Raw genomic sequence first — 22,525 nt, forward strand, 5'->3', positions numbered from 1 at the left:
GATCGTGGGGTCGGGTCGGCGGTGCGTCGACCACGGCTTCCAGCGTCGTCGCCGCGCGGGCCGCACACAGTCCACCCGCGGGGGGATACGTGGTCCACACGTGCCTCCCCCGATCGGTGGATACGTGGATCCGGGCCCGGCGCACCCGTGCCCCGTGCCCCGCCGACCGGCCGTCAGCGGTGGCCGTCGGCCCCGTGCAGGTGGGCGCGTTCACCGTCGCGGTCGAATATCGACAGGATCTCCGCCGGCCCTTCGTGGGCGCCGACCGAGTGCGGGACCATCGTGGAGAACTCGGCGGCCTCGCCCTCGCGCACGAGGATGGTCCGCTCCCCCAGGTGCAGCCGGACGGTGCCGGTGAGCACGGTGAACCATTCGCGGCCGGGATGGACCCGCTGATGGCCCGGGCCGCTGGGCCGGTCGGCGGTGAACCGCATCTTCGCAGCCGTGACCAACGCACCCTCGCGGGTGAGCATCCAGGTGGTCGTGCCCGCCGCGCGCTCGGCCCGCGGACGGATGATCACGTCCTCGTCCTCGACCGGCTCCACCAGCTGATCGAGCGTGGTGTCGAGTGCGCGGGCCAGCGGCACCAGCTGGTCGAGCGCGATCCGCCGGTGCCCGGTCTCGATGCGGCTGAGCGTGGAGGCGCTCAGGTGGCAGCGGGCTGCCAAGGCGTCGAGCGACCAGCCCCGCGCCAGCCGTAGTCCGCGGATGCGCCGCCGCACGATCGCCTCCAGGTCCATCTCTTCTTGCGTCATGCGCAAGAGGCTATGCGTTATGAGCATGCTGCGTCTACGGTGGAGCCCATGACCCACACTCATGCCCACCCGGGCCACCACCATCACCCACACGACGACGCCGATCTCGCCGAGATCCTCGATCTCGACGGTGCGGTGTTCGGTCCGATGCTCGACCGGATCATCGAGTGGGTGCACGGGCAGGTCTCCGCCGGGACGCGGCGCATCGTCGACCTGGGCGCGGGCACCGGGACCGGGACGGTCGCACTGGCGCGCCGCTTCCCCACTGCCGAGATCACGGCCGTCGATGCCTCGCCGGTGATGCTCGACCGCCTGGGCGAGGTCGCACACGAGGACGGACTGTCGGACCGGGTCCGCACGGTCGCTGCGGACCTCGACGAGTCCTGGCCGCCGGTCGGCCAGGTCGACCTCGCCTGGGCGGCACTGTCCCTGCACCACGTCGCCGACCCGGACCGGGTACTGCGCGACGTGCACGCCGCGCTCGTTCCCGGAGGCGCGTTCGCGGCCGTCGAGATGGATGCACTGCCACGCGTGCTGCCCGACGACATCGGCCTGGGCCGGCCCGGACTGGAGACCCGCTGCCACCAGGCGTCCGCGCAGTCCCACGAGTTCGACGTCCACCCGAACTGGCGCGCGCAGTTGGAGGCCGCCGGATTCACCCCCGTCGAGCAGCGCACCTTCGACGCCGCCGACGATCCCGCCCCGTCCGGCCTGGCGCAGTACGCGCGCGCCACCCTGCACCGCTACCGCACCGGGCTGTCCGACATGCTGTCCGCCGAGGATCTCGGTGTCTTGGACCGCCTGCTGGACATCGACGGCCCGGACAGCGTCCTGCACCGCGACGACCTGGCGGCGGACGCCCGCCGGACCGTGTGGGTCGCGCACCACCCCTGACCGCCCGGCCCCTCGACCCGACCCGAAGGATCCAAGGTGAACCCTCCCGACCTGTGCTGTGACGTGACGATCGTCGGCGGCGGCCCCGCCGGCCTGAGTGCGGCGGTCGCGCTGGCCCGATCGCTGCGCTCGGTCCTCGTCGTCGACGACGGCACCCCCCGCAACGCGCCCGCCGCCGGCGCACACAACGTGCTCGGGCACGACGGCATCGCGCCCACCCGACTGCTCACCGACGGCCGCCGCGAGGCCGAGCACTTCGGCGCGCGGATCATCTCCGGCCGCGCGGTGACCGCCCGGCGCACCGAGGACGGATTCGAGGTCGGTCTCGCCGACGGCGCGCGGGTCCGGTCGCGGCGCCTGCTGCTGGCCACCGGCCTGACCAACGAACTGCCGGACGTGCCGGGGGTGCGCGAACTCTGGGGCAGGACCGTCCTGCACTGCCCCTATTGCCACGGCTGGGAGGTCCGCGGCAGGCGGATCGGTGTGCTCGGCACCGGGCCGATGAGCATCCACCAGGCCCTGGTGTTCCGGCAGCTCACCGACACCGTCACGCTCTTCCGCCACGAACTCGACGAGATCGACCCGCTGTCGTCGCAGCGCCTCGCCGCGCTGGACGTCGAGATCGTCGACGGCCCGGTGGACCGCGTGCTGGCGGCAGACGGCGCGCTGCGGTCCGTGGTGCTCGCGAACGGGCGCGAGCACGCGCTGGCGGTGGCGCCGCGGTTCACGGCGCGCGCGGAGCTCTACGAACAGCTCGGCGGCACCGTCACGGACCATCCGATGGGATCGTTCCTCGCCGCCGGGCCGACCGGGCAGACCGACCTGCCGGGCGTGTGGGCGGCGGGCAACGTCGACGACCTCAGCGCGATGGTGGCGGTCGCCGCGGGGGCGGGACTGGCCGCAGGGGTCGCGATCAACGCGGACCTGGTGACCGAGGACGCCGACGCCGCGGTGGCCGCCCGGGCCGGGGCCGCCCCGGTTCGGTGACGGACGGCCGCGTGCGTCACCTCGCGGCGGCCGGTGTGCTCGCCCGTTGGGACGGCCCGGTGACAACCTCGGGTCGGGTCCTGTAGGGTTTGGGCACCCTAACCTAACGTATTGAGTTGTGAAGGATCCGCCCGTGTACGTCTGCATCTGTCACGCGTTGACCACCACGGACATCGAGGATCACATCACCGCGGGAGCGCGCACTCCCCTTCAGGTGGGCAAGCGCTGCGGCGCCGGGACCGACTGCGGCAGCTGTGTGAAGAAGATCTGCGCGATCCTGCGCGCAGCCGACGACGAGGCTGGCAATATCGACCTCAAGATCGCCGGCTGATCCGTCTGCGTCAGCACACACCGGCCGACGGTCATCCATCGGATCCGGCCCGTGGGAGGCGCACAGTGCAAGGCGACAAGACGGTCATCGAGTTCCTCAACGAACAGCTGACCGCGGAGCTCACCGCCATCAACCAGTACTTCCTGCACGCGAAGATGCAGGAACACCGCGGCTGGTCGAAGCTCGCGGCGCACACTCGGGCCGAGTCCATCGACGAGATGCACCACGCCGAATGGCTCACCGACCGGATCATCTTCCTCGAGGGACTGCCGAACTATCAGCGGCTCGGCACCATCTCGATCGGCCAGACCGTGCGGGAGATGTTCGAATCCGATCGGCAGATCGAGGCCGCGGCGGTCGACCGTCTGCGCCGCGGCATCGAACACATGCGGTCGGTCTCCGACATCACCTCGGCCCGGCTGTTCGAGAAGATCCTCGAGGACGAAGAGGACCACATCGACTACCTCGACCAGCAACTCGAACTGCTCGACCAACTCGGCGAGCCGCTGTATCTGGCCCAGCACCTCGATCCCCCGACCGACTGATCGCCCGGCGGTGTCCTGATCCCCCGGCCAGGGCTGCCCGCGCGACTACGCTGTCAGGTGAGCAGCGTCCGTCCCCGCCGGGCGGGCACAGGAAGAGCCGACGATGGTCTACCGTGCGATCGACACGCTCACTGCGACAGTGCATTACGCCTTCGTGCTGTATGTGGTGTTCGGCGGTTTCGTGGCCTGGCGGTGGCGTCGCACCATCACCGCGCACCTGCTCGCCGCGGCGTGGGGCGCGGGATCGGTGCTGATCGGGTTCGACTGTCCGCTCACCGCCGTCGAGAACTGGGCTCGGCGCCGCGCCGGCGAGTCCACCCTCGACGGCGGGTTCATCGCGCACTACATCACCGGGGTCCTGTATCCCGCGGACGCATTGACCGCGGTGCGGATCCTCGCCGCCGTCACGGTCGCGGTGTCCTGGGCGGGGTACCTCTGGCTCGGGCGCCGGGGTCACCGGCGCGATCGGGAGGCCGATCCGGTCGAGCACAGTAACCTGCACGGATGAGGATCGGCGTCGGAACGCCCGCAGCCGGGTTGCTGCGCGAGTACGAACGGTGCGCGGCGGCCACCGTCGACCGGCACGCGGACCCCGACCCGGACCGTTTCCCCGATCCCGGCACCCTGCTCGCCGCGCGGTTGCCCGTCGCCGCGCTGGCATTCGGCGCGGTCGCCGCGTTCGCCGATGCAGCCGACCGGGTCCGCGTCGCCCGGGGCCTGCCGGTGTCCGTCGCACCACTGCACGCGGACCGGATCGCGGCGTCGTTCTGCGGTGACCGCATGCTCCGGCTCGACGGCGAGCCCGTCTCCGGATTCGCCGAGCTGTCCGGCTTCTTCGCCGCGGCCGACGGCTGGGTGCGCACCCACGCCAACTATCCGCACCACCGCGCGCGGCTGCTCACGGTGCTCGGCCTGCCCGAGGACGCCGACCGCAGCGCCGCCGTCCGCGCGATCGCCGGACACGGCGCCGACGACCTCGAGCACGCTGCGGCGCTCGGCGGGGCGCTCGTCGTCCGGGTACGCACGCCGGAACAGTGGCGGACGGAGGATGCGGGCCGCGCAGGCTCCGCGCAGCCACTCGTGCGGGTGCACACCCGGCCGACGCCCGCACCGGCGCGCCGACCGGCGCCGTGCGACACCGACGCGTCGGTACCTCTGCGCGGCCTGCGGGTGCTCGACCTGACGCGGGTGATCGCGGGCCCGGTGGCCACCCGCAGCCTCGCGCTGCTCGGCGCCGACGTGCTGCGCATCGATCCACCGCAGTCAGCCGAGCTGGCCGCGCAGACGGCCGACACCTGCCAGGGCAAGCGGACCTCGGTGCTCGACCTGCACTCCCTGCCGAACTCCGCGGTGTTCGCCGACCTGGTCGCCGACGCCGATGTGCTGGTCACCGGCTACCGGCCGGGCGCGTTGGAACCGCTGCTCTCCCCCGACCGGCTGGGTGTCGGCTCGACCGCCCCGCGGGTGCATGCGCGGGTGACCGCCTGGGGCGACGACGGACCGTGGGCGCGGCGTCGCGGCTTCGATTCCCTGGTGCAGGCCGCCTCCGGCATCGCCGCCATCGAGGCCGACGCGCAGGGACGTCCGGGTGCACTGCCCGCCCAGGCGCTCGACCACGCGAGCGGATATCTGCTCGCGGCGGCGGTCCTCGACGCGCTGCTCGCCGGCGAACGCGACGGGCTCGGCCGTGCGGTGTCGGTGTCGTTGGCGGGCACGGCCTCCTGGCTGCTGCACGCACCGGGACGGCGCTCCGCGCCTCCGCCGGCCACCCTGCCCGGACCCGCCACCACCGTCACGCACGACCGCTTCACGACGGCCCGGCCGGCGCTCGCCGACCACGACGACTACCCCTGGCCCGCGCACACCTGGGGCGCCGACGACGCGCGCTGGCCGACCGCCACGTGAATCGGGGGTCCCGGGTCGATACTGGCGGCATGCACCTGCACGACTACGAGCTGACCGTGGAGTGGACGGGAAACCGTGGATCGGGCACGTCCGGCTACCGGGACTTCGACCGCGACCACACCGTCCACGCCCCCGGTAAGCCGATCCTGCTCGCCAGCTCCGACCCGGCGTTCCGGGGCGACCCGGACCGGTGGAATCCCGAGGAACTCCTGCTCGCGGCGCTCTCGCAATGCCACATGCTGTGGTTCCTCGGCCTGGCCGCACACGCCGGTGTGGTCGTCACCGGCTACGTCGACGACGCGACCGGGCAGATGCGCGAGCAAGACGACGGCGCCGGGCAGTTCGTCGATGCGGTGCTTCGGCCCCTGGTCACCGTCGAGTCGCCCGAGATGGTCGCGGCGGTGTCCGGCCTGCACACGGCCGCTCACGGCAAGTGCTTCATCGCCCGCTCGGTGAACTTCCCGGTCCGCCTCGCGCCCCGCACGACCGTCGCCAGCCGGGACCCGGACGAGTGACGACCGGTCCGCGCGGGCTGATCCTCGACGTCGACACCGGCGTCGACGACGCGGTGGCGCTGGTCTACCTGCTGGCCTGCCAGGACCGAGGCGTGGGTCTGCCGATCTCCGGGATCGCCTGCACCGCAGGCAATGTGTCGACCTCGCAGGTCGTCGCCAACACGCTCGCGTGGCTCGACCTCTGCCGCGCGCCGGCAATCGAGGTGGCGCTGGGCGCCCCCGGCCCCCTGGCGCAGCCGCTGCGGACCGCCGAGGACACCCACGGGCCGCACGGCACCGGATACGCCGAGCTCCCGCCGTCGGGTCGCGTCGTCTCCGGTCGCACGGCCGCGCAGCTGTGGGTGGCGACGGCCCGGAGCAGTCCCGGACGGCTGACCGGCCTGGTGACCGGCCCCTTGACCAACCTGGCGCTGGCGATCCGTCTCGAACCCGATCTGCCGCGGCTGCTCGACCGGCTGGTCGTGATGGGCGGGGCGTTCGACCACCCCGGCAACACCACCGCGTGCGCGGAATGGAACATCGCCGTCGACCCGGAGGCCGCCGCGGAGGTGTTCGCCGCGTTCTCCGGACTGCCCGCCGGACGACGCCCGTTGATCTGCCCGCTCGACGTCACCGAGACCATCGCGATGACGCCCGCGCACCTGGACCGGCTGGCGCCACCCACCGCCGGCACCGACGGCACCGACGGCGAACGTGCCGGGACCGCGCTGCTGCGCCGACTGCGAGAGGCGATCGAGTTCTATGTCGACTTCCACCGCGACCACGGGTACGGCATGCTCGCCCAGATGCACGACCCGTTCGCCGCGGCCTGCGCGCTCGACCGCTCGCTCGCCCGTACCCGACCGGCGACGGTCGACGTGGAACTGCGCGGCACGCTCACCCGCGGCCAGACCGTCGCGGACCGCGTGGGCCTGTGGGGCCGGCCGGTCAACGCCGACATCGTCTGCGGCGCGGACCCGGAAGCGTTCCTCGAGCACCTGATCGACCGGATCGGCGGTTTCGCCTCCCGTCTGTAGAACGTCGAACTACGGTGCACGCACAGGCGAAAGGAGCTTTCATGGCACGGGTCGCGTGGTTCTTCCCGACTCCCTCGGACGACGACATCCCGGAGGGCCTGCGTTCGCTGTTTGCCAAGGCGCAGCAGGCGGTCGGCTTCCTGCCCAACGTGTTCCGCGGCTACGCCTACCGCCCGGAGCGTTTCTCTTCGTGGTTCCGTCACTTCTCGGCCCTGCAGGAACCGACGCCGAACCTCGACACCGCCGACCGGGAGATGATCGGCGTGGTGGTCTCGGCGATCAACCGGTGCCCCTACTGCGTGATCTCGCACGGTCATGCGCTGCGCGCCGCGCTCGGCGACCAGTTCACCGCCGACGCGATCGCGGTGAACTGGCGCCACGCGGATCTCGACGACCGCCGACGCGCGATCTGCGCCTATGCCGAGAAGCTCACGCGCGCACCGCACACCGTCGGGGAGGACGATCTGCGCGCGCTCGCGGCAGTCGGCTTGAGCACCGAAGAGGTCTGGGACGTCGTCGAACTCGTCGCCATGTACGCGTTCACCAACCGGCTGGCGCTCGCGACCGGTCAGATGCCGAACGAGCAGTACCACTACGTCGACCGTTGACCGACCGCCACGTCAGCAGTCGAAGGCGTCCAGGATCTCCTGTGCGGCGAGCGCCGCGGTCAGCTCGCCGGACCGCACCTGCTCCTCGACCTTCCCGCGCAGGTCCCGCACGCCAGGGTTGTCGGCGAGACGCTGCAGGATCTGGTCGTGCACCATCGTCCACATCCAGTCGACCTGCTGGCTGCGCCGCTTCTCCTCGAATTCGCCTGCCTCGGCGAGCACCTCGCGGTGGCGCAGCACGGTGCCCCAGAACTCGTCGAGCCCGTCGCCCTCGAGACCGCTCATCGTGATCACCGGCGGATGCCAGATCGCGTCGTGCGGGTAGATCAGCCGCAGCGCCCCGGTCAACTCGCGCGCGGCGCGCTTGGCCTCGATGACGAACTTGCCGTCCGCCTTGTTGACCGCGACCAGGTCGGCCAACTCGAGGACACCCTTCTTGATGCCCTGCAACTGGTCACCGGTGCGCGCGAGGGTCAGGAAGCAGAAGCAGTCGACCATGTTCGCGACGGTCACCTCGGACTGTCCGACACCGACGGTCTCGACAAGGATCACGTCGTAGCCGGCGGCCTCGAGCAGCACGATGGTCTCGCGGGTGGCCTTGGCCACGCCGCCGAGGGTGCCGGCCGTCGGCGAGGGCCGGATGAACGCGTCGCGCTGGACCGACAGCCGCGCCATGCGGGTCTTGTCGCCGAGGATCGACCCGCCGGTGCGCGTCGACGACGGGTCCACCGCCAGCACCGCGACCCGATGCCCCCGCTCCATCAGGTGCATGCCGAGCGCGTCGATGAAGGTCGACTTACCCACGCCGGGCACGCCGGTGATGCCCACGCGGTGCGCCCCGCCGGCATGCGGCAGCAGGCGCAACAACAATTGCTGGGCCTGCGCCCGATGATCGGCGCGGGTCGACTCGACCAGTGTGATCGCCTTGGCGAGCTCGGCGCGCCCGCCGCCGCGGATGGCGGCGGCGAGCGCGTCGATGTCCAACGGGGGGCGCGACACTACGACACCACCGTCAAGACGCCTCGTGACCGAGCTGCTCGCGGAGCTTCTCGATCAGTCCCGACGCCGCATCGGCGATGACCGTGCCCGGCGGGAAGATCGCCGCCGCACCCGCCTCGTACAGCTCGTCGAAGTCGCCCGGGGGGATGACGCCGCCGACGACGATCATGATGTCGGGGCGCCCCACCTCGGCGAGCGCCTCACGCAGGGCGGGGACCAGCGTGAGGTGACCGGCGGCGAGCGAGGACACACCGACGACGTGGACGTCGTTGTCGGCTGCCTGCTGCGCCACCTCTTCCGGGGTCTGGAACAGCGGGCCCACGTCGACGTCGAAGCCGAGGTCGGCGAACGCGGTCGCGATCACCTTCTGTCCCCGGTCGTGACCGTCCTGGCCCATCTTGGCGACGAGCACACGCGGACGGCGCCCCTCGTCCTCGGCGAACTTCTCGACCAGTTCGGTTGCCCTGGTGATGTTTCCGGCCTTGCCGGCCTCGTCCCGGTACACCCCGGAGATGGTACGGATCTCGGCCTGGTGGCGTCCGTACACCTTCTCGAGCGCGTCGGAGATCTCGCCGACGGTGGCCTTGACCCGCGCCGCGGCGATCGCCAGCGCCATCAGGTTGTTGCCCAGCCCTTCCTCACCGGCCCGGCCGGTCGCCTCGGCCGCGCGGGACAGCTCGGCCAGCGCCGCGTCGACCGCGGACTGGTCGCGCTCGGCGCGCAGCTTCTCGAGCTTGGCCAGCTGCTCGGCCCGCACCTTGGAGTTCTCGACCTTGAGGACCTCGACCTCGGTGTCCTCTTCGACCTGGTACTTGTTGACGCCGATCACCGGCTGGCGGCCCGAGTCGATGCGCGCCTGCGTGCGGGCGGCGGCCTCCTCGATGCGCAGCTTCGGGATGCCCTGGCCGATGGCCTGCGCCATACCGCCGGCCTCCTCGACCTCGCGGATGTGGGCGCGGGCCCGCTCGGCGAGCTGGTGGGTGAGCCACTCGACGTAGTTCGAACCGGCCCACGGGTCGATCGGCCGCACCGTGTTCGACTCCTGCTGGATCAGCAGCTGGGTGTTGCGGGCGATGCGCGCCGAGAAGTCGGTGGGCAGCGCGAGGGCCTCGTCGAGTGCGTTGGTGTGCAGCGACTGGGTGTGGCCCTGGGTGGCGGCCATTGCCTCGACGCAGGTGCGCGCGACGTTGTTGTAGGCGTCCTGCGCGGTCAGCGACCAGCCGGAGGTCTGCGAGTGGGTCCGCAGCGACAGCGACTTGCTGTTCTTCGGCGCGAACTCCGAGACCAGCTCGTTCCACAGCAGCCGCCCGGCGCGCAGCTTGGCGACCTCCATGAAGAAGTTCATGCCGATCGCCCAGAAGAACGACAGGCGCGGCGCGAACTGGTCGATCTCCATGCCCGCGTCGAGACCGGCGCGGATGTACTCGATGCCGTCGGCGAGCGTGTAGGCCAGCTCGAGGTCGGCGGTGGCCCCGGCCTCCTGGATGTGATACCCGGAGATCGAGATCGAGTTGAACTTCGGCATCTTCGCCGACGTGTACGCGAAGATGTCGGAGATGATCCGCATCGACGGCTTCGGCGGGTAGATGTACGTGTTGCGGACCATGAACTCCTTCAGAATGTCGTTCTGAATGGTTCCGGCCAGCTGCTCGGGCGTGACGCCCTGCTCCTCCGCGGCGACCACGTACAGCGCCAGGATCGGCAGCACCGCGCCGTTCATCGTCATCGACACCGACACCTTCGACAGATCGATGCCGTCGAAGAGCTGGCGCATGTCGAGGATCGAATCGATCGCGACGCCCGCCATGCCGACATCGCCCTGCACGCGCGGGTGATCGGAGTCGTAGCCGCGGTGGGTCGCCAGGTCGAACGCGACCGACAGGCCCTTCTGGCCGGAGGCCAGGTTGCGGCGGTAGAACGCGTTGGACTCGGCGGCGGTGGAGAAGCCCGCGTACTGGCGGATCGTCCACGGCTGGTTGACGTACATCGTCGGGTACGGCCCTCGCAGGAACGGGGACGTGCCGGGGAAGGTGTCGAGCGGATAGCCCTGGGCCTCGACCTCGTCGCGGTCGGCCCGCACGTACACCGGCTTGACGTCGATGCCCTCCGGGGTGGACCAGACGACGTCGTCGGCCGTGTAACCGTTGGCCTTCGCGGCGGTCTCGCTCAGCGCGGACGCCGCCGCGACGGTCGGTGCCGCGGTGACCGCGGCGTCCGGGTCGTGCAACGGCACATCGGCGAAACTGCCGATCCCGGAGGAGGTTCGAGTCGGAGAATTGTCGGTCATGCTCACTTCACTCCCAGGATGTCGAGCAGCCCGGACAGGGTCGCGACCGCGTCGATCCGCGCGGTGACGAATCCGTCGGGAAGGTCGGTGGTCGCGCCCGCCAGTGCCTTTTCCGGCCCGGCCAGCACCACGTGGGTCACGCCCGCGGCGCGCAGCGCGGCCACGGCCTCGGTGCCCAGTGCGCCGTACTGCTTGTCGCTACCGCAGATCACCGCCACCGCGGGCTTGCCCGCGGCCGCGACCGCGTCGGCGATGCCGGCGACGTCCAGCGGCCCCGGGTTGACGGAATCGATGCCGCCGGAGGCGAGCAGGTTGGCCGCGAACGTCGAGCGCGCATTGTGCTCGGCGACCGAGCCCAGCGTGGCCAGCAGCGCACGCGGACGGGCACCGGTCACCGCGAGGTGGTCGTCCGACCGGTCCCGCAGCGCCTCGAAGTCCGCCGCGTAGCGGACGACGTGGCTGCCCGCCGAAGACACCGACCCGGTGCCCGCCAGGGCGGCCTCACCGAGGTTCGGGAACTCGTTGACGCCGGTGACGGCGGTGCGGCGGTGCGCGATGTCCGCGGCCCGCTGCTCATGGGTCCGCGCGATCGCCTCGGCGATCAGCCCGGAGCGCAGCGCCTCGTCGTATCCGCCGCTGGCCTCGATCTGCTGGAAGAACGCCCACGCGGTCTGGCCGAGCTGCTCGGTCAGCGACTCGATGAACCAGGAGCCGGCGCCGGGGTCGAGCACCCGTCCGAGGTGGGACTCCTCGAGCAGCAGCAGCTGGGTGTTGCGGGCCATGCGCTCGGAGAACGACTTCGAGACCGTCCGTGCGTCCGCGGGCAGTGCGGCGTCGAACGGCAGCACGGTCACCGAGTCGGCGCCGCCCACGCCCGCGCCGAACGCGGCCAGCGTGGTGCGCAGCATGTTCACCCACGGATCGCGCTGCGTCATCATCGCCGAGGAGGTCACCGCGTGCTGGGGCGCGGCGCCGGACTCGGCGGCCCCGCACACCTGCGCCACACGCGCCCACAGGGTCCGGGCCGCGCGGAACTTGGCGATGGTCTCGAACTGGTCGTCGGTGGCGGCGAAGCGGAACTCGATCTGCCCCAGCGCCTGCTGCGGGGACAGACCGGCCGCGGTCAGCGCGCGCACGTAGGCGACGCCGGCGGCGATCGCGGCACCGAGTTCCTGCGCGTCCGCGGCACCGCGGTCGTGGAAGACCGTGCCGTCCACGGTGATCGCACGGATCTGCTCGGTGCGTTCGGTCGCGCGCTGCGCCAGCTGCACGGTCTCGGCCAGGCCGATCCCGGGGCGGGCGCCGAACTCGTCGGTCAGCGGACCGGCGCCGAGGCCGACCCGCACGGACTCGCGCTCGGCGATCTCCCGGGTGTCCAGCAGGGCGAACAGCGCCTCGGCCGCGGCGCGCGCCTCCGCCCCGGCGTCGATGGTCACCGGAGCGAGGTCCAGCAGTACCCCGGCGAGCGCGTCGGCCAGCGCGGAGGTGGCGACCGCACCGGCGCCGACGGACAGCCGCAGCGCGCTGACGCCGCTCTCCAGCGCCGAGAGGATCGACTCGTTGACCGCGGCGGCACTGCGCTCGCCGTGACCGAACTGCTGGGCGACCAGCCATCCGACGTTGACGTCGCGCTGGGCGTCGCGGCCGCGCACGAACGGGAAGGCTCCCGGCAGCGGCGGCTCACCGAGTTCATCGGCGCGCGTGTACAGCGGCGCCACGGTCACGCCGTCGTACGTGGTGGTCTCGAGAAGGGTCTCCGGCTGTGCCGGGAGTTCGGAGACGTTGACCCTGCGCGCCTTCGCCAGCACTCCCGCCACGGCTCGCTGCCAGTCCGCGTAGGACCGTGTCCGGTCCGCGTCCCGCTCTCTGCTCGGTGCGCCGCTCGTGGCCGCGCTCGTCGTCGAGTCCGTCGTCATTCTGCCGATGTTAGACGGAGCACAGCACGGGCTTCGCGCCAGGTCTGCCACGGTTTTTCGTCCACCGGACCCGACCGAAACCAAACAAGCGTCTGCTAGGGCGAAGACCTGGCCTTACATCGTTTCCAGCCGGGCACCGTAACCTCTCGCAGGTGAGCACCCGCACCCTCGCCGACCTCACCGGCGCCGCATCCGACCTCGCCGCGGCCTCGGCGCGCGCGGTGCGCGCGATGTCCCGCGTCAAACTCTGCTGCGCGCTGCTCGCGGCACTCGGCTTCGTCGTGCTCGTGGCCCTGGTGCCGATGCCGTCGATCGACGCGGTCCGCCAGTGGTCCACCGCGATCGGCCCGGCCTTCCCGTTGGTGTTCCTGCTGGCCCACGCGCTGATCACGATCACCCCCGTCCCCCGCACGTTCTTCACCTTCGCGGCGGGCGTGCTGTTCGGCCCCGCACTGGGCATCGGGGTCGCGGTCGCAGCGACGACGATCAGCGCGATCGCCGCACTGATGCTGGTGCGGGCGATCGGACGCGAGGCCGTCTCCGCGCGGCTGACCCATCCGGCGGCCGCGGCGGTCGACCGGCGTCTGCGGCAACGCGGGTGGCTCTCCGTCGGTTCGCTGCGGCTGATCCCCGCGGTGCCGTTCTCGGTGCTCAACTACTGCTGCGGTGTGACGGCGATCCGGACCGCGCCATACCTGCTGGCCACGGTGGTCGGGGTGCTGCCCGGAACGGTGGCGGTCGTACTGCTGGGCAACGCGCTGACCGGCGGGTCGAATCCTGCGTTGCTGGCGGTCTCGGCGGCCGGCTTCGCGGTGGGACTGATCGGACTGGTCGTCGACGCGCGCACGCCCGTCAAGGACACGACCGTCAAGGCCAACGCCTGTCAAGGACCAACACTGGACACTTCACAATCAAGTCTTAAACCTTGACTCTTTGCGATCAAGGTCGTAACCTCGCCGGACGGATCCAGCTCCCGGGAGGGTGAGACGTGTACGTGCTGACCGTCGACCAACGCGGCAGCCGACGCAACATCGACCGCGTCGACTCACTGATCAACGACCTCAACAGGGCCCCGCTGCTGCGCCCGTTCGAGCGCACCGCCGGCGACGAGGCGCAGGCGGTCACCGAGAGCCCCCGGCTGACCGTCACCCTCGCCCTCGACCTGATCCGGCGCGGCCACTGGAGCGTCGGCATCGGACTCGGGCGCGTCGACGAGCCCCTGCCGGCGAGCACCCGCGCCGGGCGCGGACCCGCGCTCGAGGCCGCCCGACAGGCGGTCACCCGTGCCAAGTCGGCCCACGTCCCGGTGGCGGTGACCGGCCCCCACGCCGATAGCGCCGAGGCTGCCGAGACCGCCTTGACACTCGTCGCGCTGATCGTCTCGCGCCGGTCGCCGCAGGGCCATGCCGCGGTCGGCCTGATGGACCGCGGCCACACCCAGGCCGAGGTGGCGCAGGCGCTCGGCATCAGCAAACAGGCGGTCTCCCAACGCCTGTCCGCCGCCGCCTGGCAACCCGAGGTCGCCGGCCGCTCGCTGGCCGAGCGCCTGCTCCGCGAGGCCGACCTGTGATCGCCGCCGGCCTGTTCCGGCCGGCCCGAGGGCATCGCCGTCGTGCCGGCGGTCAAGGGGACCACCCGATATCCCGAACTGCGCGAGCCCGAAGCCTCCGAGCAATTCATCATCGGCACGTTCTCCAGTGTGCTGTGGGCGGTCGCCGCGTGCGGGGTCGGCCGCGCGTTACTGGGCTGACCGTCACCGTCGACATTCGGCGTCGTTCACACAAATGACTACCCGTCGGTAGAAAATTGCTACCCGGCGGTAATTTACCAGTCGGCACCGCGTGCCGTATTCGATCGGCACCGCGTGCCATTTAGCGCGCCATTTCCCGAATAAGGCCAGCAGAGGGACCCCGACCTGCGGTATACGTGCCGAGAGGTCACCGCAAATGCGGCCCCCGACTGGACGGATGTCCATTCCACTGAGCGCCTCATGTGGACGACCATTCATTCACGTCCGTTATATGCTCCGGCCGTCCGACCACCTTTTCGGCGCTTTCCCGATATTCCGGGTAACCGGTACTCGGCGCCGTGCGCAATTTTCTTCGTGAATGCGCAGGCCGGCAATGAATGGCATCGATTCCGGAGAATTCCGAAATCCGTACACAGGGGATGAAATGACCACCGAAACACAGGGCGGGGTCGGCACGCGACGTGTCACCATGGCCGAACTTCCCGGGCTCGAGGGCAAGAGCCTCGGGGCCTCGTCACGGATCGTCGTCACGCAGGACCGCATCGACCTGTTCGCCGACGCCACCAACGACCACCAGTGGATCCACGTCGACCCGGCCCGCGCCGCGACCGGTCCCTTCGGCACCACGATCGCGCACGGCTATCTGACGCTGTCTCTCGCCGTCGAGTTCTTCTTCGACCTGCTCGACGTCACCGACTGCGCCCAGGTCATCAACTACGGACTGGACAAGGTGCGCTTCCCCGCCCCGGTCCCGGTCGGTTCGTCGATCGGCGCGCTCGCCGAGGTGACCTCCGTCGAGCCGTGCACGGGCGGATATCAACTCGCGGTCACCCTGACATTCGACGCCACCGGCGTCGAACGCCCGGTGTGCGTGGCGCAGATGATCGTGCGCTACCTCGCCGGCGCCGCGGAAGGAGACTCCCGTGCTCGGTGACGTCAAGCGCCGCGTGTCCGCGAAGGTCGACCCCGCCGGATGGCTCGCGGCCGGTGCCACGGTCGCGAAGAACGCCGCCCTCAACCCTGCCGGGGTCGCCGCTGCAACCGGCAGGCTGGCCGCCGGACTCTCCCAGATCCCCTCCGCGACAATGCAGGTCGCGGTGGGAGCGCAGGACGGAGCGCCCGCGCCCGGAGACGCGCGATTCCGCGACCCGGCCTGGGCGGACAACCCGGCCTACTTCGCACTGCTCCGGTCGTACCTGTGCGCACGCTCGTTCGCGGACGACCTGGTGGATGCCGGCAGCGCGGACGCGATCACCACCGCGAAGGCGCAGCAGTTCGCCCAGTTGCTGCTCGATGTCGCGGCGCCGACGAACAACCCCTTCACCAATCCGGAGGTGCTCGGCCGGGCGATCGCCACCGGAGGCAAGAGCCTGGCGCGCGGGGCGTCGTACTTCGTCGAGGACGTCGTCCGGCGGGGTGGTCGGCCGCTGCGCACCGACGAGAACGCCTTCGTGCTCGGCGAGAACATGGCGGCGACCGAGGGGAAGGTCGTCTACCGCAACGACCTGATCGAAATCATCCAGTACGCACCGCAGACCGAGTCGGTCTACGCCACACCGCTGCTCGCGTGCCCGCCATGGATCAACAAGTACTACATCATGGACATCGGCCCGGGCCGCAGCTTCGTCGAGTGGGCGATCCGCCACCAGCGCACGGTCTTCCTGATCTCCTACCGCAACCCCGACGCGTCCATGCAGGACGTGACCTTCGAGGACTACCTCACCGACGGTGTGTCGGCCGCGATGGACGTCGTCGGCGAGATCACCGGGGCGAAGACGATCGACATCGTCGGCCTGTGCCTCGGCGGCGCCATGGCGTCGATCGCCGCCGGCCACCTGGCCGGCGCGGGCGACACCCGCGTGGGCACCATCACCCTCGCGAACACCCTCCTGGACTACAGCAGCCCGGGCGCGCTCGGGCTGCTGACCGACCCCGCGACCCTCGCGCGCGCGGACACGCTCATGTCCCGGCGCGGATTCCTCGACGGTGCGGACATGGCGCTGACCTTCGACCTCTTGCGCGCGAACGACCTGATCTTCCGGTACTGGATCAGCCGCTGGATGCTCGGCGAGGCTCCGCCGGCGTTCGACCTGCTGGCGTGGAACGAGGACTCGACCCGGATGCCGGCGGCCATGCACAGCACCTATCTGCGCTCGCTCTACGGCGAGAACCAATTGGCGCAGAACACATTCGAGGTCGCCGGGCGCACGATCTCGCTCGGCGACATATCGGGCGACGTCTACCTGGTGGGGGCGGTCGACGACCACATCGTGCCGTGGACATCGTCGTACGCCGGCGCACTGTTGTTCGGGGGGAAGGTCCGTTTCGTGCTCTCGAACGGCGGGCACATCGCCGGCATCGTCAACCCGCCGGGGAAGAAGAGCTGGATCGAGACGGTCGGCGCGCCGGAGGACGGCGCGGCACCGTTGCCCACCGACCCCGAGCAGTGGCGCGGCGAGGCCAGTCGCGAGACGGTTTCGTGGTGGCAGGACTGGGCCACCTGGTCGGCCGCGCGCGCCGGTGACCTGCAGTCACCGCCGCCGATGGGCAGCAAGCGTCACCCGGTTCTCGGCGCCGCGCCGGGAACGTACGTCTTCGGTTGAGCCGCACCGAAACCAATGGATTAGCACTGAGTGTGCTAACTTGCTAACCGAACCTACAACAAGGAGCTGACATGGCCACCCAGACCACCCCCAAGCCCGCCGCGACGGGCGCGAACGCCGCCGTCGCCGAAAGCGTCGAGACCCTCACCAAGTCGTTCGACGAGAACGTCGCGCGCGTCCAGGGCCTCGGCGAGAAGTTCGTCGACGCCGCCAAGCAGTCCGGCACGCTCGCCATCGACGCGTACGACAAGGCCGTCGACTCGGTGCTCGACTTCAACAAGTCGGTCGCCGGTGCGACGAAGCTCGGCTGGGTCGACACGGTCGTCGACGCCCAGGCCTCGCTGATCAAGGGAATCAGCAGCGCCGCCAGCACCGCCGCTCGCGGCATCCTGGCCTAGCAGGACGGCCCGGCAGGGCCCGGAAACGGGGAGGACGTGCACATGCTTCGCGAATCGTGTTCGAACGCGCTGCACTCGCAGCGGCAACTCACGACAGCGGCGGTCACGGCATGGACCGGGTACCTGCAGGAGTCCGCATCGCGCGGCGTGAGCCCACTGGGTGCCGCGACCGATTGTCTCGAGTTCTGGCGGGCGGTGATCAGCCGCCGCCCGCCAGAGTTCACCCATCCGCACACCGTGCGGATGCGTCGCGCCTCGGCTCGCCTGCTGCAGTTCTCCCCCGTCACCGATGCGGTGCCCACGCTCGTGCTGGCGCCGCTGTCCGGGCACGCCTCGTGCGTGATGGACCTCGCGCACGGGCACAGCCTGGTGCAGACCGCGATGACCGCGGGGCTCACAGGCGTCCACTGCCTCGATTGGACACCCTCCGACGAGTGGGAGCCGGCTCCCACGTCCGCCACCGGGATCGACACCGTCGTCGCGGCGGTCGACGCCGCGATCGAGCACCTGGGTGTGCCGGTCAATCTGGTGTCGTTCTCCCAGAGTGGTTGGCTCGCAGCCATGTACACCGCTCGCCACCCGGATCGCGTGCACACGCTCACCGTCGCGTCGGCACCGATCGACTTCTCCCTCGGGACACCGCTGCCGCGCGGGCTACGGGCGGCGACGCGTGGTGTCCGACGGGCGACGCGCATGGCCCGGCCCTCCGCCGCCGGGCAGGCGGCGGCGCTGCGCTGGGCGGAATGGCCCGAGCAGATCGGCCGGCTCGCGGACATGTGGGCGCACATCGGTTCCCCCGACCGCACAGACGCGCACATCGCCCTCGAGAGCTGGCTCGACACCCCGTGCGGCGTGCCCACCGACTTCTACCGCTGGACGCTCACCCACCTTTTCGCCGGCAACGAGCTGGTCCGCGGCAAGCTCGTCGTCGGTGGCGGCGCAGTCGACCTCGCGGCGATCACCTGCCCGCTGTTCCTCCTCACCGGCAGCCGCGACCGGATCGTCCCCAGCCGTCAGGTGCTCGCGCTCGCCGACCGGGTCTCGACGCCCCCGCACCGGATCGTCCGGCGCACGGTCGACTGCGGTCACCTCGACATGATCGTGGACGCCTCGGTGCTCCGGCGGGCATGGCGCCCGATCCTGCGTGACGTCGCCGCGCTCTCCCAGCGGTGAATGCGCGGCGGACCACCGACTCTGCCTGCCGGCCGACTCAATCGCCGGCTGCGGCCATACCCTCCCCCGCACCGTCCCCTGCTCGATCCGAGCCGCGACCCCGCCGCCGCTTCTCGAGCGTCACTTGACGGAATGTGTCATACATCTCCTCCAGCGACGCCCGCTGCGCCTTCGTGAGGTCGCCGTCCCTTCGGATGGCCGCGACCACCTCCGCCACCTCCTCGGCGTCGGCGCGGTGAGCCTTGGCGGTCAGGATGTCCGCAGAGGTGTGCAGGTGCTCGGCGATCGCCTCCAAGACCTGCTCACTGGGCGCCCGCAGGTTCCGTTCGATCTGCGACAGGTACGGATTCGAGATGCCCACCATCTCGGCGAACGTGCGCATCGGCACCGCGGCCAGCTCCCGTTGCTGCCGGATCAACTCGCCCAGCGTCGGGGGCTTCGCATCATCCGCCATGTGGGCAAGCCTACTGAATGCGTCTCCCGATACCCCCGCCGGTCGATCAAAGACGCTGCGATGGAGGAGATTTCGCCGAGTCCGGCGGTCCGCACGAAGGCCTGTCGCGCGCACCACGAATTCGCCAAACCTTATTTCGCTGTGCTAAGCAGGAGAGGGATTACACGAGGAACAGGAGGCATGTTTTGACGCCAAGGATCGCGATTTTGGGAGCCGGACCGAGCGGCCTCGCGCAGCTACGGGCATTCGAGTCGGCACGCAAAAAGGATCCTGGGTCAATACCCGACATCGTCTGCTACGAAAAGCAGGGCGACCTGGGCGGCATGTGGAACTACACCTGGCGCACGGGACTCGACCAGTACGGCGAACCGGTGCACGGCAGCATGTACCGCTTCCTCTGGTCGAATGGCCCGAAAGAATGCCTGGAATTCGCCGACTATTCTTTCGAAGAACATTTCGGCCGGCCGATTCCGTCCTATCCGCCGCGGGCGGTACTGCACGACTACATCCTGGGCCGGGTCGATCAGGACGACGTCCGCAAGTACATCCGTTTCGACACCGCCGTGCGCCGGGTCGAGACGGTCCCCTCGGGCAGCGTTGGCCCGGACAGGTTCGCGGTCACGGTCGCCGACCAGCGCAGCGGACGGCTCGAGACCGAACTGTTCGACGACGTGGTGGTCGCGACCGGCCACTTCTCGACCCCGAACGCCCCGCACTTCCCCGGCATCGAGAGCTTCCCCGGCCGTGTGCTGCACGCCCACGACTTCCGCGACGCCCGGGAGTTCACCGGAAAACGCCTGCTGCTCGTCGGAAGCAGCTACTCCGCCGAGGACATCGGCACCCAGTGCTTCAAGTACGGCGCCGCCGAGGTCACCTTCAGCTACCGCTCGGCGCCGATGGGGCACGACTGGCCGGCGGGAATGGTGGAGGTACCGCTGCTGACCGAGGTCGACGGCAGCACCGTGCGATTCGCGGACGGGACGGATCGGGAGGTCGACGCGATCATCCTCTGCACCGGATACCGCCACCATTTCCCGTTCCTGCCCGACGAGCTGACCTTGCGGACGAACAATCGACTCTATCCTCGGGGCATCTACAAAGGCGTGGTCTCCCAGGCGAATTCGCACCTGTTCTTCCTCGGAATGCAAGACCAGTACTTCACGTTCAACATGTTCGACGCCCAGGCCTGGTTTGTGCGCGATGTCGTGCTGGGCCGGATCGAACTGCCGGACCACGATGGCCGCGAGCGTGACATCGACCATTGGCGCGAACATGAGGAGAATCTCCGGACGGCGGCCGAGGAGATCGACTTCCAGGCGGCCTACATCCGCGACCTGGTCGACCGGACCGATTATCCGGAGTTCCACGTCGAGAAGCAGGGGGAGCTCTTCAAGCAGTGGAAGCACGACAAGAAGAACGACATCATGGGCTACCGCAATTGCAGTTACGCCTCCACTCTCACCGGCAGCATCGCACCGCCGTTGCACGACGAGTGGATGAACATTCTCGACGATTCGGCGCTATCGTTCCTCGCCAACGACTTCGGTACCGGACGATCGGCCGCACCGCGGAAGGTGACCCCCATCGGCCGCCACCGAGCGGCCCGGAGCGCCGCCGTACCGGCTGAACGGTCCTCCTGACCCAGGCCGGACTCCGGCCTCGTCCGGCACGCCGTGCGCGCGTCGGACGAGGCCGGCTACGGCTGTCCCGGCTACGGCAGGGGCGGGTACTGCTGACGAGGACCGCCCTCGGGTTGCGGCGGAACCGGGGGCTGCGGCGCAGCGGGCGGCGCGACGGGAATCTGCGGCTGCGGTACGGCCTGGTGCACCGCACGCGGCTCCTCCCCCGCGACCGGCTGACGGGCCACCGCCTCTGCCGCGGCGACCGCCTTAGCAATCGCCGGGTCGGTCTTGGTCTCGAACCAGTCGGCGACCTCGTCGGAGTCGTCCTCGGGCCGGGCGAGGTCCGCGTCGGCCGCACTCGGCTCGTAGCGGAACACCCCGTCCTCCCCCGGCACGCCGAGGGTTTTGGCGAATCCCTTGAGCGCCGAACCGAAGTCGCTGGGCACCAGCCACACCTTGTTGGCCTCGCCACGCGCCATCTCCGGCAGCGTCTCGAGGTACTGGTAGGCCAGCAGCTCCGGCGTGGGCCGTCCCGCCTTGATCGCGGCGAACCGCTTCTCGATCGCCTTCGCCTCGCCCTGCGCCCGCAGATACTGGGCGGCGCGGTCGCCCTGGGCCCGCAGGATCCGGGACTGGCGATCAGCCTCGGCCGCAAGGATCGCGGCCTGCTTGGCGCCCTCGGCCGCGAGGATCTGCGACTGCTTGTTGCCCTCGGCCGTCTTGATCGACGACTCGCGCATGCCCTCTGCGTTGAGGATCATCGCCCGCTTCTCGCGGTCGGCCTTCATCTGCTTTTCCATCGACTCCTGGATCGACGGCGGCGGGTCGATCGACTTGAGCTCGACACGCGCCACCCGCAGCCCCCAACGACCGGTCGCCTCGTCGAGCACCCCGCGCAGCTGACCGTTGATCGAGTCACGCGAGGTCAGCGTCTCCTCGAGCGTCATCCCGCCGACCACGTTGCGCAGCGTCGTGGTGGTCAGCTGCTCCACGCCGATGATGTAGTCGTTGATCTCGTACACCGCGGCCTGCGGATTGGTGACCTGGAAGTACACGACGGTGTCGATCGACACCGTCAGGTTGTCCTGGGTGATCACCGGCTGCGGCGGGAACGACACGACGCGTTCACGCAGGTCGACCTTCGCCCGGACGCGGTCCACGAACGGCACCAGGAACGTCAGTTGGCCGGAGACCGTCTTGACGTACCGGCCCAGCCGCTCGATCACCGCCGCCTGCGCCTGCGGCACCAGCGTGACCGACTTCGCCACGATGATCACCACCAGCACCACGATGATCACCAGAACTATCAGTGCCGCAGCCATCAGGCCTCCTTGAACACGATGGCGGTCGCGCCATCGATCTTGAGCACGGTCACGGTGTCGCCCGGGTGGTACACCGCGGCGGAGTCGAGCGGCCTGGCGGTCCAGATCTCCCCGGAGAGCTTGACCTGCCCGGAATCCAGCGCGACCTGTTCGGTGACGACCGCCTGCCGCCCGGTCAGGGCGGCCACGTTCGTCTGCAACTCCGGCGGGGTCCCGAAGCGCCGCAACAACATCGGGCGCACCCCGACCAGCAGTGCCAGCGACACGCCCGCGAACACCACCGCATCACCCCACACCGGCAGGTCCGTCAACCCGGACACGCCGGCGGTGATCAACGCGCCCCCGGCCAGCATCAGCAGGTAGAAGGTGCCGGTCACGGCCTCCGCGCCCGCCAGTACCACCGCTGCCGCCAACCAGATCAACGCCACCACGTGATCCATCTAAC

General features: G+C 70.3%; 24 protein-coding genes. 17 read left to right on the plus strand and 7 right to left on the minus strand.

The features are described from left to right. Window positions 1–173: 173 nt before the first annotated feature. A complete protein-coding gene (locus tag G4X40_RS13650; protein WP_277833249.1) occupies window positions 174–755 on the minus strand; it encodes a helix-turn-helix domain-containing protein in 582 nt (193 codons plus the stop codon). Between the two features lie 48 nt (window positions 756–803). On the opposite strand from G4X40_RS13650, the gene G4X40_RS13655 reads away from it, so the two are divergent. From G4X40_RS13655 to G4X40_RS13695, 9 genes are all read left to right on the plus strand, one after another. Next, a complete protein-coding gene (locus G4X40_RS13655; protein WP_277833251.1) occupies window positions 804–1,649 on the plus strand; it encodes a class I SAM-dependent methyltransferase in 846 nt (281 codons plus the stop codon). Window positions 1,650–1,685: 36 nt separating this feature from the next. Next, window positions 1,686–2,636 carry an NAD(P)/FAD-dependent oxidoreductase gene (locus G4X40_RS13660; protein ID WP_277833253.1) on the plus strand — a complete coding sequence of 317 codons (951 nt, stop codon included), beginning with the start codon at window positions 1,686–1,688 and terminating at the stop codon, window positions 2,634–2,636. 118 nt (window positions 2,637–2,754) lie between these two features. Beyond that, window positions 2,755–2,967, plus strand: coding sequence for a (2Fe-2S)-binding protein (locus G4X40_RS13665; protein ID WP_277833255.1), 213 nt, complete (start codon window positions 2,755–2,757; stop codon window positions 2,965–2,967). 65 nt (window positions 2,968–3,032) lie between these two features. After that, on the plus strand, window positions 3,033–3,512 hold the full coding sequence (gene bfr, locus G4X40_RS13670; RefSeq protein ID WP_277833256.1) for a bacterioferritin: 480 nt from the start codon (window positions 3,033–3,035) through the stop codon (window positions 3,510–3,512). 103 nt (window positions 3,513–3,615) lie between these two features. After that, complete coding sequence (locus tag G4X40_RS13675) at window positions 3,616–4,020, plus strand: DUF2784 domain-containing protein (protein ID WP_277833257.1); 405 nt, start codon at window positions 3,616–3,618, stop codon at window positions 4,018–4,020. After that, window positions 4,017–5,417 carry a CoA transferase gene (locus G4X40_RS13680; RefSeq protein ID WP_277833258.1) on the plus strand — a complete coding sequence of 467 codons (1,401 nt, stop codon included), beginning with the start codon at window positions 4,017–4,019 and terminating at the stop codon, window positions 5,415–5,417. The genes G4X40_RS13675 and G4X40_RS13680 overlap by 4 nt, the downstream gene beginning before the upstream one ends. Before the next feature lie 29 nt (window positions 5,418–5,446). Further along, on the plus strand, window positions 5,447–5,932 hold the full coding sequence (locus G4X40_RS13685; protein WP_277833260.1) for an OsmC family protein: 486 nt from the start codon (window positions 5,447–5,449) through the stop codon (window positions 5,930–5,932). After that, entirely contained in the window at window positions 5,929–6,948 is a 1,020-nt protein-coding gene (locus G4X40_RS13690; RefSeq protein WP_277833261.1) for a nucleoside hydrolase, read from the plus strand. Before G4X40_RS13685 ends, G4X40_RS13690 begins: the two co-directional genes overlap by 4 nt. 41 nt (window positions 6,949–6,989) lie before the next feature. Next, window positions 6,990–7,556 carry a peroxidase-related enzyme gene (locus tag G4X40_RS13695; RefSeq protein ID WP_277833262.1) on the plus strand — a complete coding sequence of 189 codons (567 nt, stop codon included), beginning with the start codon at window positions 6,990–6,992 and terminating at the stop codon, window positions 7,554–7,556. Between the two features lie 12 nt (window positions 7,557–7,568). On the opposite strand, the gene meaB is transcribed toward G4X40_RS13695, so the two are convergent. Genes meaB through mutA form a run of 3 tightly spaced genes read right to left on the minus strand, consistent with a single transcriptional unit; the run spans window position 7,569 to window position 12,758 of the window. Further along, entirely contained in the window at window positions 7,569–8,555 is a 987-nt protein-coding gene (gene meaB, locus G4X40_RS13700) for a methylmalonyl Co-A mutase-associated GTPase MeaB (protein WP_277833264.1), read from the minus strand. Window positions 8,556–8,568: 13 nt separating this feature from the next. Continuing rightward, entirely contained in the window at window positions 8,569–10,842 is a 2,274-nt protein-coding gene (scpA, locus tag G4X40_RS13705; RefSeq protein WP_277833265.1) for a methylmalonyl-CoA mutase, read from the minus strand. 2 nt (window positions 10,843–10,844) lie between these two features. Beyond that, a complete protein-coding gene (gene mutA / locus G4X40_RS13710) occupies window positions 10,845–12,758 on the minus strand; it encodes a methylmalonyl-CoA mutase small subunit (protein WP_277833266.1) in 1,914 nt (637 codons plus the stop codon). A 230-nt stretch (window positions 12,759–12,988) separates the two neighbouring features. On the opposite strand from mutA, the gene G4X40_RS13715 reads away from it, so the two are divergent. The 7 genes from G4X40_RS13715 (at window position 12,989) to G4X40_RS13745 (ending at window position 18,682) form a co-directional block, all read left to right on the plus strand. Continuing rightward, window positions 12,989–13,687, plus strand: a complete 699-nt coding sequence (locus G4X40_RS13715) for a TVP38/TMEM64 family protein (protein WP_408642215.1) — start codon at window positions 12,989–12,991, stop codon at window positions 13,685–13,687. Window positions 13,688–13,746: 59 nt separating this feature from the next. Beyond that, window positions 13,747–14,328, plus strand: coding sequence for a hypothetical protein (locus tag G4X40_RS13720; RefSeq protein WP_277833268.1), 582 nt, complete (start codon window positions 13,747–13,749; stop codon window positions 14,326–14,328). 42 nt (window positions 14,329–14,370) lie between these two features. Further along, window positions 14,371–14,508 (plus strand): hypothetical protein, encoded by a 138-nt coding sequence (locus G4X40_RS13725; RefSeq protein WP_277833269.1) that lies wholly within the window; start codon window positions 14,371–14,373, stop codon window positions 14,506–14,508. 424 nt (window positions 14,509–14,932) lie between these two features. Beyond that, window positions 14,933–15,442 carry a MaoC family dehydratase gene (locus G4X40_RS13730; protein ID WP_277833270.1) on the plus strand — a complete coding sequence of 170 codons (510 nt, stop codon included), beginning with the start codon at window positions 14,933–14,935 and terminating at the stop codon, window positions 15,440–15,442. Continuing rightward, a complete protein-coding gene (locus G4X40_RS13735; protein ID WP_277833271.1) occupies window positions 15,432–17,111 on the plus strand; it encodes a PHA/PHB synthase family protein in 1,680 nt (559 codons plus the stop codon). The genes G4X40_RS13730 and G4X40_RS13735 overlap by 11 nt, the downstream gene beginning before the upstream one ends. A gap of 71 nt (window positions 17,112–17,182) precedes the next feature. Next, complete coding sequence (locus tag G4X40_RS13740; protein WP_277833273.1) at window positions 17,183–17,509, plus strand: hypothetical protein; 327 nt, start codon at window positions 17,183–17,185, stop codon at window positions 17,507–17,509. A gap of 42 nt (window positions 17,510–17,551) precedes the next feature. Continuing rightward, on the plus strand, window positions 17,552–18,682 hold the full coding sequence (locus G4X40_RS13745) for an alpha/beta fold hydrolase (RefSeq protein WP_277833274.1): 1,131 nt from the start codon (window positions 17,552–17,554) through the stop codon (window positions 18,680–18,682). Window positions 18,683–18,719: 37 nt separating this feature from the next. On the opposite strand, the gene G4X40_RS13750 is transcribed toward G4X40_RS13745, so the two are convergent. Then, window positions 18,720–19,136: a helix-turn-helix domain-containing protein gene (locus G4X40_RS13750; RefSeq protein ID WP_277833275.1), complete on the minus strand. Its 417-nt coding sequence runs from the start codon at window positions 19,134–19,136 to the stop codon at window positions 18,720–18,722. A gap of 185 nt (window positions 19,137–19,321) precedes the next feature. Here G4X40_RS13750 and G4X40_RS13755 point away from each other — a divergent pair, with 185 nt between their 5' ends. Next, window positions 19,322–20,776 (plus strand): NAD(P)-binding domain-containing protein, encoded by a 1,455-nt coding sequence (locus tag G4X40_RS13755; protein WP_277833602.1) that lies wholly within the window; start codon window positions 19,322–19,324, stop codon window positions 20,774–20,776. Window positions 20,777–20,847: 71 nt separating this feature from the next. Here G4X40_RS13755 and G4X40_RS13760 read toward each other — a convergent pair whose 3' ends face one another. Together G4X40_RS13760 and G4X40_RS13765 are read right to left on the minus strand one after the other, a co-directional pair. Next, window positions 20,848–22,080, minus strand: coding sequence for an SPFH domain-containing protein (locus tag G4X40_RS13760; RefSeq protein WP_277833276.1), 1,233 nt, complete (start codon window positions 22,078–22,080; stop codon window positions 20,848–20,850). Then, window positions 22,080–22,511, minus strand: coding sequence for an NfeD family protein (locus tag G4X40_RS13765; protein WP_277833603.1), 432 nt, complete (start codon window positions 22,509–22,511; stop codon window positions 22,080–22,082). Before G4X40_RS13765 ends, G4X40_RS13760 begins: the two co-directional genes overlap by 1 nt. Between the last annotated feature and the right edge of the window lie 14 nt (window positions 22,512–22,525).

It is taken from the genome of Speluncibacter jeojiensis (assembly GCF_029589495.1).
GTDB classification, from domain to species: Bacteria; Actinomycetota; Actinomycetes; order Mycobacteriales; family Mycobacteriaceae; genus Speluncibacter; species Speluncibacter jeojiensis.

Bases quoted from the DNA above. Each gene is read 5' to 3' on its own strand.
- G4X40_RS13745 (WP_277833274.1), top strand. From the start codon at position 17,552: ATGCTTCGCGAATCGTGTTCGAACGCGCTGCACTCGCAGCGGCAACTC.
- G4X40_RS13760 (WP_277833276.1), bottom strand. From the start codon at position 22,080: ATGGCTGCGGCACTGATAGTTCTGGTGATCATCGTGGTGCTGGTGGTG.
- G4X40_RS13675 (WP_277833257.1), top strand. From the start codon at position 3,616: ATGGTCTACCGTGCGATCGACACGCTCACTGCGACAGTGCATTACGCC.
- G4X40_RS13740 (WP_277833273.1), top strand. From the start codon at position 17,183: ATGGCCACCCAGACCACCCCCAAGCCCGCCGCGACGGGCGCGAACGCC.
- G4X40_RS13685 (WP_277833260.1), top strand. From the start codon at position 5,447: ATGCACCTGCACGACTACGAGCTGACCGTGGAGTGGACGGGAAACCGT.
- G4X40_RS13730 (WP_277833270.1), top strand. From the start codon at position 14,933: ATGACCACCGAAACACAGGGCGGGGTCGGCACGCGACGTGTCACCATG.
- G4X40_RS13655 (WP_277833251.1), top strand. From the start codon at position 804: ATGACCCACACTCATGCCCACCCGGGCCACCACCATCACCCACACGAC.
- G4X40_RS13680 (WP_277833258.1), top strand. From the start codon at position 4,017: ATGAGGATCGGCGTCGGAACGCCCGCAGCCGGGTTGCTGCGCGAGTAC.
- G4X40_RS13750 (WP_277833275.1), bottom strand. From the start codon at position 19,136: ATGGCGGATGATGCGAAGCCCCCGACGCTGGGCGAGTTGATCCGGCAG.
- G4X40_RS13715 (WP_408642215.1), top strand. From the start codon at position 12,989: ATGTCCCGCGTCAAACTCTGCTGCGCGCTGCTCGCGGCACTCGGCTTC.
- scpA (WP_277833265.1), bottom strand. From the start codon at position 10,842: ATGACCGACAATTCTCCGACTCGAACCTCCTCCGGGATCGGCAGTTTC.
- G4X40_RS13695 (WP_277833262.1), top strand. From the start codon at position 6,990: ATGGCACGGGTCGCGTGGTTCTTCCCGACTCCCTCGGACGACGACATC.
- G4X40_RS13650 (WP_277833249.1), bottom strand. From the start codon at position 755: ATGACGCAAGAAGAGATGGACCTGGAGGCGATCGTGCGGCGGCGCATC.
- mutA (WP_277833266.1), bottom strand. From the start codon at position 12,758: ATGACGACGGACTCGACGACGAGCGCGGCCACGAGCGGCGCACCGAGC.